This is a genomic window from Enterococcus olivae (assembly GCF_053760925.1).
Genome location: NZ_JBSMVT010000027.1, coordinates 26,321 through 40,273, shown reverse-complemented (window position 1 = coordinate 40,273; position 13,953 = coordinate 26,321). Strand labels below are relative to the sequence as shown.

Genomic DNA, 13,953 nt, shown 5'->3' with positions numbered 1-13,953 from the left:
TGTGTGTGGTGGCGATAGCGAGAAGGATACACCTGTTCCCATGCCGAACACAGAAGTTAAGCTTCTTAGCGCCGATTGTAGTGAGGGGTTGCCCCTTGTGAGAGTAGGACGTCGCCACGCAGATTTATCTCAATGGAGGTTTAGCTCAGCTGGGAGAGCATCTGCCTTACAAGCAGAGGGTCAGCGGTTCGATCCCGTTAACCTCCATATGAGTCGTTAGCTCAGTTGGTAGAGCATCTGACTTTTAATCAGAGGGTCACAGGTTCGAGCCCTGTACGACTCATTTTTTCCTTTAGCGGGTGTGGCGGAATTGGCAGACGCACTAGATTTAGGATCTAGCGCCTTCGGGCGTGGGGGTTCAAGTCCCTTCACCCGCATAAGAAAAAGCCGGCTTAGCTCAGTTGGTAGAGCATCTGATTTGTAATCAGAGGGTCGAGGGTTCAAGTCCTTTAGCCGGCACCATTCGCGGAAATAGCTCAGTGGTAGAGCACCACCTTGCCAAGGTGGGGGTCGCGGGTTCGAACCCCGTTTTCCGCTTCGCCAAGACACACGCCGGGGTGGCGGAACTGGCAGACGCACAGGACTTAAAATCCTGCGGTGAGTGATCACCGTACCGGTTCGATTCCGGTCCTCGGCATTATATAGATATGCGCCCATAGCTCAATTGGATAGAGTGTTTGACTACGGATCAAAAGGTTAGGGGTTCGACTCCTCTTGGGCGCGTAGTTTTAACGGGAAGTAGCTCAGCTTGGTAGAGCACTTGGTTTGGGACCAAGGGGTCGCAGGTTCGAATCCTGTCTTCCCGATCAATAAAGTTTCAAGGGGCCTTAGCTCAGCTGGGAGAGCGCCTGCTTTGCACGCAGGAGGTCAGCGGTTCGATCCCGCTAGGCTCCATATCATTTGAATAAATGATTATATTTTTATTTTCGCGGTGTAGCTCAGCTGGCTAGAGCGTCCGGTTCATACCCGGGAGGTCGGGGGTTCGATCCCCTTCGCCGCGATTTGATTTTAGAGCCTGGACCTTTAGCTCAGTTGGTTAGAGCAGACGGCTCATAACCGTCCGGTCGTAGGTTCGAGTCCTACAAGGTCCATTGTGGCATTGTATGTTTTACGGAGGATTACCCAAGTCCGGCTGAAGGGAACGGTCTTGAAAACCGTCAGGCGGGTAAAACCGTGCAAGGGTTCGAATCCCTTATCCTCCTTTTTATCTTATTATCGCGGGATGGAGCAGTCTGGTAGCTCGTCGGGCTCATAACCCGAAGGTCGTAGGTTCAAATCCTGCTCCCGCAATTGCAATCAGATGATTGCCTGTAATAAAACGAATATATTGGTTTGGTAGTTCAGTTGGTTAGAATGCCTGCCTGTCACGCAGGAGGTCGCGGGTTCGAGTCCCGTCCAGACCGCCATGCGGGTGTAGTTTAGTGGTAAAACCACAGCCTTCCAAGCTGTTGTCGCGAGTTCGATTCTCGTCACCCGCTTTTCGTTTTGTTATTTGGGGCCTATAGCTCAGCTGGTTAGAGCGCACGCCTGATAAGCGTGAGGTCGATGGTTCGAGTCCATTTAGGCCCATATTAAAAAGGTCCGTTGGTCAAGTGGTTAAGACACCGCCCTTTCACGGCGGTAACACGGGTTCGAGTCCCGTACGGATCATGTTTATATTTACGGAGGATTACCCAAGTCCGGCTGAAGGGAACGGTCTTGAAAACCGTCAGGCGGGTAAAACCGTGCAAGGGTTCGAATCCCTTATCCTCCTTTTTATCTTATTATCGCGGGATGGAGCAGTCTGGTAGCTCGTCGGGCTCATAACCCGAAGGTCGTAGGTTCAAATCCTGCTCCCGCAATTACAATCAGATGATTGTCTGTAACAAAATGAAACACTGGTTTGGTAGTTCAGTTGGTTAGAATGCCTGCCTGTCACGCAGGAGGTCGCGGGTTCGAGTCCCGTCCAGACCGTTTTGGCTCGGTAGCTCAGTTGGTAGAGCAATGGATTGAAGCTCCATGTGTCGGCAGTTCGATTCTGTCCCGCGCCATACACCTTTCGCGGGTGTAGTTTAGTGGTAAAACCACAGCCTTCCAAGCTGTTGTCGCGAGTTCGATTCTCGTCACCCGCTTTTGTTTTATTTATTTGGGGCCTATAGCTCAGCTGGTTAGAGCGCACGCCTGATAAGCGTGAGGTCGATGGTTCGAGTCCATTTAGGCCCATTAAAATCAAATATCTTTTGGTTTTGGGGAAGTACTCAAGTGGCTGAAGAGGCGCCCCTGCTAAGGGTGTAGGTCGAGAGATCGGCGCGAGGGTTCAAATCCCTCCTTCTCCGTTTTAGCATGGTCCGTTGGTCAAGTGGTTAAGACACCGCCCTTTCACGGCGGTAACACGGGTTCGAATCCCGTACGGATCATAGAAGCATTCATTTTTGAATGCTTCTTTTTTTTAAATCAAGAGAACTTTTACTGGCAGTTTATAGAGCTACTTTCATAAAGTAGGCGTCAGATGAAAAATAATTTATTTTAACGAGCAAATTGTTAGAAAATCTGCTATAATCAGACCGTTGCAAGTTCCCGAGAGGATTCACTTGAAGACAAGTGAAGATGCCTTGTAACCGACAATATATTAGGGGGAATCATCATGACAGAAAGACATTTATTTACTTCAGAATCTGTTTCTGAAGGACATCCGGATAAAGTTGCTGATCAGATCAGTGATGCGATTCTGGATGCACTATTAGCGGAGGATCCAAAGGCACGTGTGGCTTGTGAGACTTCAGTGACAACAGGATTGGTATTAGTTTTTGGAGAAATCTCAACGACAGCTTATGTAGATATTCAAAAAGTAGTTCGTGAGACGATCAAGGAAATTGGATACACCCGGGCAAAATTTGGTTTTGATGGAGACACGGTAGCAGTTTTAGTAGCAATTGACGAACAGTCGCCTGATATCGCACAAGGTGTAGATACAGCATTGGAAGTCAGAGATGAGAAAAACGACAGTTTAGATGAGATTGGTGCAGGAGATCAAGGCTTGATGTTCGGCTTTGCAATCGATGAGACGCCAGAGTTGATGCCATTACCGATTGCTTTGAGTCATCGTTTAGTTAGACGCTTGGCAGAGCTTCGGAAATCTGAAGAAATCGATTATTTGCGCCCAGATGCAAAATCACAAGTGACCGTTGAGTACGATGAACAAGGAAAACCACAGCGAGTGGATACAGTGGTAATCAGTACACAGCATGATGATGCAGTAGACAATCAGACGATTCATAAAGATGTTATTGAAAAAGTAATCAAAGAAGTGATTCCAGCCAATTTGTTGGATGATCAGACAAAGTATTACATTAATCCAACTGGCCGGTTCGTGATTGGCGGACCACAAGGAGATGCCGGTTTAACAGGAAGAAAGATCATCGTTGATACCTATGGCGGCTATGCTCGTCATGGCGGTGGAGCTTTCTCAGGAAAAGATGCAACAAAAGTAGATCGCTCGGCTAGTTATGCGGCACGTTATATCGCAAAAAACATTGTTGCAGCAAAATTAGCTGCCAAAGCTGAAGTTCAATTGGCTTATGCGATTGGTGTTGCTCAGCCAGTATCGATCTCGATCGATACTTTTGGTACAGGAACGGTTTCACGCGAGAAATTGGTTGAAGCGGTGCGCGCAAACTTTGATTTGCGACCAGCCGGCATCATTGAGATGTTGGATCTGCGTCGTCCAATCTATCGACAAACAGCAGCATATGGACATTTTGGTCGTACAGATGTCGACTTGCCATGGGAAAAAACGGATAAAGTGGAAGACCTACTAGCAAGTGTGAAGGAATAAAAGAGGCGACCTCTATTGATGGAATATCATCGATAGGGGTCGTTTTTATGTTTTAAAAGGAGAGAAAAGAATGAAACAGACAAACAAAACGATTGTCACGATTGCAATTTTTGTTGCTACCTTTATGACGGCAGTCGAAGGAACGATTGTGACTACAGCCATGCCCACGATTGTAGGTTCTTTACATGGTATTGAGATCATGAACTGGGTATTTTCCATTTATTTACTGACGAATGCCATGTTGACGCCTATTTATGGAAAATTAGCAGACAAGGTGGGACGCAAGCCGATTTTTATTTTGGGGACAGCTATTTTTATCATTGGTTCCGCTTTGTGTGGAGTCTCCAATACGATGATGACATTGATTATTTCAAGGGCGATCCAAGGAATTGGAGCCGGAGCAATGATGCCTGTCGCCCTGACGATCTTGGCAGATTTGTACGATGCCGAAAAAAGGGCCAAGATGCTAGGACTGAACAGCACAGCATGGGGTGTGGCTAGTGTCGTAGGACCTTTGGCAGGTGGTTTTATTGTAGATACGATCGGCTGGCACTGGATATTCTTTATCAACGTACCGATCGGTTTGCTATTGATCGGAATGATCCTGATTTTTCTAGTGGAACCAGTACGAGGGCAAGAAACAAAGAAAATGGACTTTTTAGGTAGTTTTTTCTTGATGCTGACTTTGTTGAGTTTGCTGTTGGCCTTCCAATATTTAAGTGACGTTGGTTTCCAATGGAGTGTAGGAGCATTGCTTTTACTAGCAGTCGTTGCTTTAACTGCTTTCGTTGCGGTCGAGAAAAAAGCAGAGGATCCAGTGATTTCTCTAGAATTGTTCAAGAATCATCTTTTTGTAGTCGTTAATGTGGTGGCTGCTTTGGCCAGTGGTTTTTTGATGGGTGTGGAGGTCTATATTCCGATGTGGATGCAGGGTGTGCTAGGTTTAAGCGCCGGAATCGGTGGTCTGGTGCTGGCTCCGTTGTCGATCCTATGGGTCTGGGGATCTTCATTGGCTAGCAATTGGATGCGCACCAAAAATATCCATTGGGTGCTATCGATCAGTCTGCTGATCGTTTTTGTAGGTGGTACCGGCTTATTTTTGGTTCCAACACAAACGCCTTTTGCTTTATTTTTCTTGATTACTGCTGTGACTGGGATCGGCATGGGGGCGACGACTGTAACGTCTACGATCGTTTCTCAAAACAGCGTCTCTTCATCACAGCTAGGGATGGCGACGTCCTTTAATACCTTGGTGCGGACGATCGGACAAACGGTGATGGTCTCCGTCTTTGGAATCACCTTGAATATGGTCACTTCCGAGCGTTTGGAACAAGCAGCTCTAACAAGTGATCCAGATATCATGAACAAGCTGGTCAATCCTCAAACTGCTAAATTACTGTCGGAAGATTTACTGTTGTCTTTACGAAGTGTTTTGTATCAAGGATTGCACGTCGTCTATGGTTTTGCGGTCCTCTTGATCCTTTTTGCACTGATATTTACGCAAACACTGAGAAAAAAACATGCTACAATAGATTAAACGAAAAGATTGTGAGGAGAAAAAATGGCCTTTTTACAAGCAAATGTTTATTCAAATATCTTGGAAATGGAAGTCATGTTAAATGTGATTCTTCCACAAAAAACCAAAAAAAGTTTTGGGACGGATTCTTTGGGTGCTACAACTGATGTTCCAGTCCTTTATCTGCTTCATGGCATGAACGGGAATCACAGTGTCTGGCAAAGAAGAACCTCGATCGAACGTTATGTAACGGATAAGGGCTGGGCAGTGATCATGCCCTCGACCGATCTGGGCTGGTATACGGATACGACCTATGATATGAACTATTGGACCTTTGTGTCTGAAGAATTACCTGAAATCTGTCATGAATTGTTCCCTCAGCTGACAACAAAGCGCGAAAAAACCTTCGCTGTAGGACTGTCAATGGGTGGTTATGGTGCATTGAAGCTAGGATTGAGAAAACCTGAGAAGTTTGCGGCTGTTGCTTCACTGTCAGGAGCATTGGCTCTGGCAGAAAGTATTGAGTCTTTGTTGGAGATCCGCAACAAAACGTATTGGGAAGGAATTTTTGGTCCGTTAGATAGGATCAAGTCATCAGAGAATGATTTGATTTATCAGATCGAGCAGCTAGATCCAAAGATAGCTCCGCGAGTCTTTGTTACCTGCGGGACAGAGGATCCTTTGTATCCAGCAAGCACTTATGCGGTAAAAAAAATGAAGCAGCGCGCTTTTGACGTTACTTTTGAAGATGGACCAGGAGCGCACGATTGGATTTTTTGGGATCATTGGATCCAGCGAGTTCTAGAATGGTTGGAAGACTAAAACGAGAGGCAAACACTTTCTTCGAAGTGTTTGTCTCTTTTTTAATCAGAGCATATGAAGGCAGCAAGCGACAGATTTTGATTTTCTTGTTATGATAAATAGAATAAAGGTTATAAAAATTATACGGTTCTAAAAAGATTTGTTGGAATTTTTTTGGACAAAGGAGGTCAAAGTGAATTACTTAAAAAAATCTAAAGTGTTTTATGTCGTGGTGTTACTGATCAGTTTGCTGTTACTGTGGTCACAAATCAGAGAGTTCGCGTTTCTCCAGACGGTGTTTCAAGTGACTGTCAATACTCTCTTGGTCCCAGTGGTCGTCTCGCTGTTCATGTATTATTTGCTCAAGCCCTTTTATGTATTTTTACTTGGCAAGATCAAAAAAGAAGGCTGGAGTTTGTTGATTACCTTCATTGTTTTCTTTGCTGTTGTAGGACTGCTGGTCAGAAGGTTCATTCCTATGCTGATCGTTCAAGTCGAGGCATTGATCGACAATGTACCACAATTGGTCACGGAGTTGGATGAATGGCTGGTAGCAGTTGATATGTTTGGTGATCAGGGAGTTGAGGATTACCTCTCGATGATCAACCGATCCTTTGAGGACTTATTCGATATTCTTTTTATGGGATTGAGGAACAGCACGAGCTTTATTCTGAATTTTGTTTCCAGTTCCTTCTTGATCATTAGTATCGTTCCGATCATGGTTTTTTATATGTTAAAAAATACCAATAAACCAAAATCGTTTCGATGGGTCCCTGAGAAGTATCGGGAATTGGCGCTTAACTATTTTAAAGATAGTGAGCAGGTATTGTCGAATTATATCAGTGGAAAATCAATGGTCTGCTTTTTTGTATTTGTTGGAACCTTCATCAGTTTTCAGATCGCTGGTCTACAAGGAGCCTTCTTGTTCTCAGTAATTGCAGGAATCATGGATATCGTTCCTTATTTTGGTCCTTGGATCGGCGCATTTCCAGCGGTTTTATCTGGATTGATCAACGATGATGTCCATATATGGGTCATTCTTATTGGAGTGATCATCGTCCAGCTAGGAGAATCCTATTTAGTTTCTCCTCTTGTCATGAGTAAAGAAATGAAGATGCATCCACTGGGAGTGATTATTTTGATGTTGATCACAGGTCAGGTGTTTGGACTGATCGGAATGATCATCATTTTGCCAGTGTTTGCAGTCTTGCAAGTGACGATCAAGTACATCATTCAGTTTGTCAAAGACAATAAAGAGACAATCGTCCCTTTTGAATAAGAAGAAAAATAGAGCTGTACAAATGTTGGATTCTTCTCGTTTGTACAGCTTTTTAGTGAGAAAAGGAGGAAGAAGATGACGCTGTATTTTGCTTTCGGTCTAATGAAAAAATTTTTTGCGCTTCAAATTGGACTGAACGATTCTATCAATGTAAACGGTTTTAATATATTCTTAGTGACAGAGGTGAGGACATGTTGGATTATCACGTACAACAACTTTTTCAACAAGAGTTGTATGGTTCCTGTATCACTTTAGAAGACTTGTCTTTGTACATTGGGATCGATCAACAGCGTTTAGTCAAACAAATACGGGAGATCAATGCGTTTCTTAGAAAGAACAGGCATCGAGAATTCGTAATAGAAAATGGAAATATCCATATTCCAGAGAAAATCTTGTTTAGTTGGGCGGAATTGAAATTTTTGAAAACCAGGCAAGAAATCATTTTCTCAGAAGCTGAGCGCCGTGATCTAATCTTTTTGTATTGTTTTTTGGAGATAGACAATCTATCTGTTTTCCATTTCCAAGATTTTTTGCAAGTCAGCAAAAATACAATTTTAGCGGACATCAAAAAATTAAGGAAATACCTCAATGAAAAGGGCATTGTTTTGGAGTACCAAAGGAAAAGTGGTTTTCAACTGGTTGGAGAAGAATTGCGTATACGAGTGCTTGCTAGAAATCTGATGTCGGAGCTGTTGGATAGTCCCTCTGGTTACTGGGGATTGACAGAGCTGCAAGAGCAATTTCCACAAAATGAGTATCTCCTATTTCGGACGACGCTCAAGGAAGTATTGAATGATCAAGGGTTGACTGTGGTGCCCAGCAGAGTCGAAGAGGTTTCCCATTATGTCATGCTGCTTAGTGCACGAGCAGCTAATCATCGGATTGCTTTTCAGCCAGAAGATAAAAAAATTCTGGTTCCACTGCATGCAGCTCGGGCGGCCAAACGCTTTGTCAAAAAACTGTCAGCCTTCAATTATCCGGAGGAGGAATTGTTTTTTACCAGCTTGTTCATGACTGTGATCGAAGGCGCGATCAAGGATTCTTCTTTGGATTATTTACTGGAATGTGCCAACGAGATCCTGCAACGTATCCAAACGATCAGTGTTATCGAATTTAGAGAGCGTGATCAGACGTTGCTGCATGTGTTCTATCATCTTGTCCCTTCTTTTTTCAGGATTTATTTTGGCTATCATTTGCCAAATGCGTGGACAGATACGATCAAACGGCAGCACAGTGAGTTGTTCAAACTGACAAAAATCGCGTTGGGACCGTTGGAAGAACTGACGAAAACAATGATTCCGGACAACGAAGTGGCCTATTTTACGATTTTATTTGGCGGAGAGATCGAGCGGCAAAAAGAAATCGTTTCGCGAACCGTTCGTGCCTTGATTCTTTGTCCAAACGGTATCAGTTCTTCACTGATCATGCAAGCGGAGTTGAAGCAGCTTTTTCCGAGTATCGATTTCAGTTTGACTAACTCGGTGAAAGAGCTGGAAAACATCCCGGAAGATACCTATGACGTGATTTTTACGAACACTCCTTTGTCTTCCAGTAAACCGATCTATGAGATCCAGCCGATCATGACGATGGAAGAAAAACAGCGATTACTGGTACGAGTTCAAGAAGAGCTTTTACTGCCGGGTGTAGCCATTTTATCACCGGAACAAATCATTAAATTCATGGAGCCCTACATTGAGTTGAAGCAAGGAATCACCAAAGGAAAACTATTGGATGTCTTGACCAAGAAAATGACAACCCTACAAAAGAATAAGGAGGATGTAAGACCAATGCTTTCAGAATTGATAATTTCAGAAAATATCGAGCTGACAGATGACAAGTTGGATTGGCAGCAGGCGATCGCACGAGCGGCGAAACCTTTACTGGATCAAGGGAAAATCGAAGAGAGTTATATCGAAGCGATGATCGACCGGGTCAAAGAATTTGGAGCCTTTATCCATATCGGTAAAAATATTGCTCTGCCCCATGCCCGTCCGGAAAGTGGCGTGAATGAGCTGGGTATGACTTTGCTAAAAACATCGGAACCAGTGTTGTTACTGGACGATGAAAAGCACGCGATTACCGTATTCATTTGCCTGGCAGCCGTCGATAACGAAGCACATTTACGTGCGCTGGCAAGTTTGACAAAAATCTTGTCGAATGCAGAAAATCTTGAAAAATTATTAGCAGCAGAAACAAAAGAAGAAATTCAAACTATTTTAAAAGGAGAAGATGACAAATGAAAATGGCAGCAGTATGTGGATCGGGATTAGGATCGAGCTTTATGGTGGAAATGAACATCAAAACAGTTTTAGCAGAATTGGGACTTAATGAAATCGAAGTCAATCACTACGATGTGGGAAGTGCAGCACCAGAGTTGGCGGATGTCTTCTTCGTTGGTGGAGATTTGGCAGACAGTGTACAGCATTTAGGCAATGTGGTCGTGTTAACCAGTATCATCGACATGGATGAACTGCGTGACAAAGTGAAAAAAGTAGCAGAAGAATACAATTTAATCTAAAGAGAGAGAGGGTATTTACATGAATGGAGTTTTGGATGTTTTAATCGATATCGCCAGTACACCGGCGATATTGGTTGCTTTGATCGCAGTATTAGGGCTAGTCTTACAGAAAAAACCGTTGAGCGACATCATGCGTGGCGGAATCAAAACCTTTGTCGGCTTTCTAGTCGTCACTTCTGGTGCAGACGTGATCGTGAATTCATTAGAGCCATTTGGTGAGATGTTCCAGCAGGCATTCAATGTTTCGGGAGTCGTTCCAAACAATGAAGCGATCGTGGCACTGGCTTTGGAAGAATTTGGCACATACACTGCACTTATTATGTTATCGGGTATGGTTTTCAATATTATCATCGCACGTGTAACTAAATTCAAGTACATTTATTTAACCGGTCATGCAATGCTTTATATGGCCTGTCTAGTTGCTGTAATTTTAGCAACGACTGGAATGAACGGTGTGGTTTTAGTCACTGTAGGTGGCTTGGCTTTAGGAATTGCTAACGCTTTAGCACCTGCGATCGCCCAACCGTTCACACGGATGATCACCAAAAACGATACGGTTGCTTTGGGACATACCGGGAACTTTGGCTATGCCTTCAGTGGACTGGTTGGTAAATTAGTCGGAAACAAAGAAAAATCAACGGAAGACATCAACTTTCCTAAAGGTTTGGCTTTCTTGCGTGACTCAACAGTCAGTATCACGATCACGATGTCTGTGGTATATGTGATCGTGGCCTTGTTTGCCGGTGGAGAGTATATCACGACTAATTTAAGTGGTGGGACGAACTACATCATCTTCGCCTTACAAAAAGCAGGAACCTTTGCAGCAGGTGTCTTCATTATCTTAGCAGGAGTACGTTTGATCTTGGCAGAGATCGTACCAGCCTTCAAAGGAATCTCAGAGAAGTTGGTACCAAATTCTATTCCAGCCTTGGATTGTCCAATCGTATTTCCTTACGCACCAAATGCCGTATTGATCGGTTTCTTCTCTAGCTTCATCGGTGGGATCGTGAGCTTGGTATTTATGGCGATGACTGGTTCGGTAATTATTTTACCAGGTGTCGTTCCTCACTTCTTCTGTGGCGCGACCTCTGGGGTATACGGAAATGCAACCGGTGGATTACGCGGAGCGGTGATTGGTTCCTTCCTGCAAGGGATCCTGATCAGCTTCATGCCGATCTTCCTGATGCCGGTCCTTGGGAATCTTGGTTTTGCCGGTTCGACATTCTCTGACACAGATTATGGTGTCGTAGGGATCTTCATGGGAAGTTTGGCCAATGTCGGCGGACAAATCGCAGTGATCAGCGGAATCGTTGCAGTATTAGCAGTGATGATCGTGATGACCGTTTTAGGTAAAAACAAACAGACAGCAAAATAATCAGTGGGGAGTTTTGAAGCAATGAATGAGGGAACATTAACGAAATTAAGTATCTTGGCAGATAAAGTTCGTTTAGATACCTTGAAAACGTTGAAAAACATGGGCTACGGACATTTGGGCGGTTCTTTTTCGATCGCTGAACTGTTAGCCGTTCTGTATGGCAAGCAAATGAAGATTCGGCCAGAAGAGCCTCTGTGGGAAGATCGTGATCGACTGGTTCTTTCTAAAGGGCATGCCGGACCAGGTTTGTATGCCATGTTAGCGAATATGGGTTATTTTGATAAAAGTGTGTTGGCGACATTGAATGAGGGGGGCACAAACCTGCCCTCTCATCCAGATCGCCTGAAAACACCGGGAGTGGACGCAACAACGGGTTCACTGGGTCAGGGAACTTCTGTGGCAGCGGGACTAGCAACAGGGTTGCGACTGGCCAAAAAAGACAACTATGTTTATCTGATCTGTGGAGACGGTGAGTTGAATGAAGGACAATGCTGGGAAGCTTTCCAGTACATCGCGCACTTCAAATTGAACAACTGTATTGTGATCATTGATGACAACAAAAAACAGCTGGATGGACTCACCGTAGATATCATGAATCCTTTCGATTTTCAAAAGAAAATGGAAGCATTCGGTTTCTATACCTTGAAGGTCAAAGGGGATGACATCCAAGGGATCGATGAAGCAATCAATGAGTTGAAGACGATCGAGGATCAGGCAGTCTGTCTAGTCCTAGACAGTATCAAGGGACAAGGTGTATCTTACTTTGAAGAATTGAAAGACAATCACTCGGTCAAATTCAACGGTGATGAGATCAATCAGGCAGCAGACGATGCGATCGCTTCACTGGAAAAATCGATTGAGGAGCGTGAACATCAATATGTTTAAACTGACAGACAATCAAGAAATTGGCAAAGAGCTACGGATGGTCGTGGTAGACACTATCAAAGAATTAATGGCAGAAAACGAACGTGTCGTAGCACTGGATGCTGACTTGGGCGGTGCCAGTGGCTGGACGACCTTACAAGGGGCAAGCAAAGAACGGTTTATCAATGTCGGGATTGCAGAAGCCAACATGGTGGGTGTTGCAGCTGGACTGAGCTTGGCGAACTATGTTCCTTTTATCCATACGTTTGGTCCTTTTGCTACGAGACGTGTTTTTGATCAAATGTTCATCTCTGGTGGTTATGCAGGCAATACGATCAATGTGTACGGCTCAGATCCCGGATTTGCAGCTGGACCAAATGGTGGCACGCATACGACCTGGGAAGATGTGGCTTTGATGCGCATGATCCCGAACTCGGTGATCTGCGATGCTGCTGATGAGGTACAGATGGAGTGGCTCATTCGCACCTTCAGTACCATGCAAGGGGTTCATTATGTTCGTGGCAATCGAAAAGCAGTCCACAAGGTCTACGAACCAGGATCAACCTTTGAACTTGGCAAAGGCAATCTGTTACAGGAAGGGACAGACATTCTGCTGGTTGCAGCTGGACAGTTAGTATTTGAAACATTGCAGCTCGCACAGAGATTAGCAGATGAAGGACATTCTGTGGCAGTGATCGACATGTTCACGATCAAACCATTGGATAAAGAACTTCTTTTAGCGCAAGCCAAAGACAAGAAATTGGTCGTGACGATTGAAAATCATTCGATCACAGGAGGGCTGGGCAGTGCCACAGCCGAAACATTGGCTGAAGCAGGCGTTGCGGTTCCCTTGAAACGAATCGGCGTCGATGAACGTTTTGGTCAGGTCGGTACTCCAGACTTCCTGCAAGAGGAATTTGGTTTGACCACCAACAAGATCTACGAGCGTTTGCAAGACGTTTTATAGGAAAACAAAAACTCTTTGGAAGAAGATTCCAAAGAGTTTTCTTGTGTTGTCAGGACATATAAAAGGTTAATTCTTCTTTTGTATAGGGCGGGTCTTTTCGGGGACCGCCGAACTGGTCTTTGCGAGGCTGGAAGCCTAGGATCTTTGCTGATTCGATGGCAAATTCTCTAAAGGCAAAATTGATCGCTGTCAAAATGCGATGTTTCTCATCATAATACCAGGGCTGCCGCTGATGATTTTCTTTTTGGAAAAAGTCAAAGGCATCCAAGGTTTCCTCAAAAAGTCCCGCTGTGAAACCCACGCCATCCAAAAGTCCAGCTTTGGCTAACACCATCGGAGACGAAGACATGGCGCTGATCAATGGACGATCCTTCATCGTGGTTAACGGACGTAAAAAATCAATGATTCGTTCATCTTCTGCTACGGGATAAGGATTGATGATCCCTGGCAATATCACAATCGCATAGTCAGAAAAATCGATCTCCTCAAACGTTTTCGTGGGTGTCACTAAAAACTGATCCTCCGTGGGATACGTCGTTTTTTCTGCGCCGACTGTATTGATCGTCCACATCTGTTCCCAAGGCTGGTAAATCGTTAGATAGTTGGTCAACAAATTGATCTCACTCAAAGACATGCCGTTGTAAACCAAGACGAGTGCTTTCTTTGCTGTCATAAGTATTCCTCACAATCCATTTCATTTTTTATAGAATTTTTCCATGGTTTTCAGGATTGGTAAGGCTACACAAAAAAACATCCAAATCCACATCGAACCAATCCTGAAAATCTGCATACGTCTCCCTTGAAGGAAAATCGTGGTCT

General features: G+C 44.3%; 10 protein-coding genes, 25 tRNA genes, 1 rRNA gene and 1 riboswitch. Of the genes, 35 read left to right on the top strand and 1 reads right to left on the bottom strand.

Annotated features, from left to right (window positions below; translation table 11 throughout):
* Positions 1-4 precede the first annotated feature (4 nt).
* The 35 genes from rrf to ACWODM_RS13725 all read left to right on the top strand — a co-directional run bounded on the left by rrf (position 5) and on the right by ACWODM_RS13725 (position 13,134).
* Positions 5-120, top strand: a 5S ribosomal RNA gene (gene rrf / locus ACWODM_RS13895).
* 14 nt (positions 121-134) lie between these two features.
* A tRNA-Val gene (locus tag ACWODM_RS13890) sits at positions 135-207 on the top strand.
* A 3-nt stretch (positions 208-210) separates the two neighbouring features.
* Positions 211-283: transfer RNA gene (locus tag ACWODM_RS13885), tRNA-Lys, on the top strand.
* Positions 284-295: 12 nt separating this feature from the next.
* Positions 296-377 (top strand) — tRNA-Leu (locus tag ACWODM_RS13880).
* A gap of 9 nt (positions 378-386) precedes the next feature.
* A tRNA-Thr gene (locus ACWODM_RS13875) sits at positions 387-462 on the top strand.
* Positions 463-465: 3 nt separating this feature from the next.
* A tRNA-Gly gene (locus tag ACWODM_RS13870) sits at positions 466-537 on the top strand.
* Positions 538-551: 14 nt separating this feature from the next.
* Positions 552-637 (top strand) — tRNA-Leu (locus tag ACWODM_RS13865).
* A gap of 12 nt (positions 638-649) precedes the next feature.
* Positions 650-723: transfer RNA gene (locus tag ACWODM_RS13860), tRNA-Arg, on the top strand.
* Between the two features lie 9 nt (positions 724-732).
* A tRNA-Pro gene (locus ACWODM_RS13855) sits at positions 733-806 on the top strand.
* Positions 807-821: 15 nt separating this feature from the next.
* Positions 822-894 (top strand) — tRNA-Ala (locus tag ACWODM_RS13850).
* A 33-nt stretch (positions 895-927) separates the two neighbouring features.
* Positions 928-1,001 (top strand) — tRNA-Met (locus ACWODM_RS13845).
* 16 nt (positions 1,002-1,017) lie between these two features.
* Positions 1,018-1,091, top strand: a tRNA-Ile gene (locus ACWODM_RS13840).
* A gap of 21 nt (positions 1,092-1,112) precedes the next feature.
* Positions 1,113-1,202 (top strand) — tRNA-Ser (locus tag ACWODM_RS13835).
* Positions 1,203-1,216: 14 nt separating this feature from the next.
* Positions 1,217-1,290: transfer RNA gene (locus ACWODM_RS13830), tRNA-Met, on the top strand.
* Positions 1,291-1,329: 39 nt separating this feature from the next.
* Positions 1,330-1,406 (top strand) — tRNA-Asp (locus ACWODM_RS13825).
* A gap of 1 nt (position 1,407) precedes the next feature.
* Positions 1,408-1,478: transfer RNA gene (locus ACWODM_RS13820), tRNA-Gly, on the top strand.
* Positions 1,479-1,495: 17 nt separating this feature from the next.
* Positions 1,496-1,569: transfer RNA gene (locus ACWODM_RS13815), tRNA-Ile, on the top strand.
* 9 nt (positions 1,570-1,578) lie between these two features.
* Positions 1,579-1,650, top strand: a tRNA-Glu gene (locus ACWODM_RS13810).
* Between the two features lie 13 nt (positions 1,651-1,663).
* Positions 1,664-1,753, top strand: a tRNA-Ser gene (locus tag ACWODM_RS13805).
* 14 nt (positions 1,754-1,767) lie between these two features.
* Positions 1,768-1,841, top strand: a tRNA-Met gene (locus tag ACWODM_RS13800).
* A 38-nt stretch (positions 1,842-1,879) separates the two neighbouring features.
* A tRNA-Asp gene (locus tag ACWODM_RS13795) sits at positions 1,880-1,953 on the top strand.
* A gap of 4 nt (positions 1,954-1,957) precedes the next feature.
* Positions 1,958-2,030: transfer RNA gene (locus ACWODM_RS13790), tRNA-Phe, on the top strand.
* Between the two features lie 10 nt (positions 2,031-2,040).
* Positions 2,041-2,111: transfer RNA gene (locus ACWODM_RS13785), tRNA-Gly, on the top strand.
* A 17-nt stretch (positions 2,112-2,128) separates the two neighbouring features.
* Positions 2,129-2,202, top strand: a tRNA-Ile gene (locus tag ACWODM_RS13780).
* A 25-nt stretch (positions 2,203-2,227) separates the two neighbouring features.
* Positions 2,228-2,315 (top strand) — tRNA-Ser (locus tag ACWODM_RS13775).
* Positions 2,316-2,324: 9 nt separating this feature from the next.
* Positions 2,325-2,396 (top strand) — tRNA-Glu (locus tag ACWODM_RS13770).
* A gap of 145 nt (positions 2,397-2,541) precedes the next feature.
* Positions 2,542-2,626: riboswitch (SMK box riboswitch) on the top strand.
* The gene (metK, locus tag ACWODM_RS13765; RefSeq protein WP_455321947.1) at positions 2,624-3,814 is read left to right on the top strand and encodes a methionine adenosyltransferase; all 1,191 of its coding nucleotides are present in this window, start codon (positions 2,624-2,626) and stop codon (positions 3,812-3,814) included. It overlaps the preceding riboswitch by 3 nt.
* Before the next feature lie 70 nt (positions 3,815-3,884).
* Entirely contained in the window at positions 3,885-5,351 is a 1,467-nt protein-coding gene (locus ACWODM_RS13760) for an MDR family MFS transporter (protein ID WP_455321946.1), read from the top strand.
* 24 nt (positions 5,352-5,375) lie between these two features.
* Positions 5,376-6,152, top strand: coding sequence for an alpha/beta hydrolase (locus ACWODM_RS13755; protein ID WP_455321945.1), 777 nt, complete (start codon positions 5,376-5,378; stop codon positions 6,150-6,152).
* A gap of 172 nt (positions 6,153-6,324) precedes the next feature.
* Positions 6,325-7,410 (top strand): AI-2E family transporter, encoded by a 1,086-nt coding sequence (locus tag ACWODM_RS13750; protein WP_455321944.1) that lies wholly within the window; start codon positions 6,325-6,327, stop codon positions 7,408-7,410.
* Positions 7,411-7,601: 191 nt separating this feature from the next.
* Positions 7,602-9,650, top strand: coding sequence for a BglG family transcription antiterminator (locus ACWODM_RS13745; RefSeq protein ID WP_455321943.1), 2,049 nt, complete (start codon positions 7,602-7,604; stop codon positions 9,648-9,650).
* A complete protein-coding gene (locus ACWODM_RS13740) occupies positions 9,647-9,928 on the top strand; it encodes a PTS sugar transporter subunit IIB (RefSeq protein WP_455321942.1) in 282 nt (93 codons plus the stop codon). Before ACWODM_RS13745 ends, ACWODM_RS13740 begins: the two co-directional genes overlap by 4 nt.
* Positions 9,929-9,947: 19 nt before the next feature.
* On the top strand, positions 9,948-11,303 hold the full coding sequence (locus ACWODM_RS13735; RefSeq protein WP_455321941.1) for a PTS ascorbate transporter subunit IIC: 1,356 nt from the start codon (positions 9,948-9,950) through the stop codon (positions 11,301-11,303).
* Between the two features lie 21 nt (positions 11,304-11,324).
* Positions 11,325-12,188, top strand: coding sequence for a transketolase (locus ACWODM_RS13730; protein ID WP_455321940.1), 864 nt, complete (start codon positions 11,325-11,327; stop codon positions 12,186-12,188).
* Positions 12,181-13,134 (top strand): transketolase family protein, encoded by a 954-nt coding sequence (locus tag ACWODM_RS13725; RefSeq protein WP_455321939.1) that lies wholly within the window; start codon positions 12,181-12,183, stop codon positions 13,132-13,134. The genes ACWODM_RS13730 and ACWODM_RS13725 overlap by 8 nt, the downstream gene beginning before the upstream one ends.
* Positions 13,135-13,183: 49 nt before the next feature.
* Here the strand turns inward: ACWODM_RS13725 and ACWODM_RS13720 are convergent, their stop codons facing one another.
* Positions 13,184-13,807, bottom strand: a complete 624-nt coding sequence (locus tag ACWODM_RS13720; RefSeq protein WP_455321938.1) for a DJ-1/PfpI family protein — start codon at positions 13,805-13,807, stop codon at positions 13,184-13,186.
* Positions 13,808-13,953 lie beyond the last annotated feature (146 nt).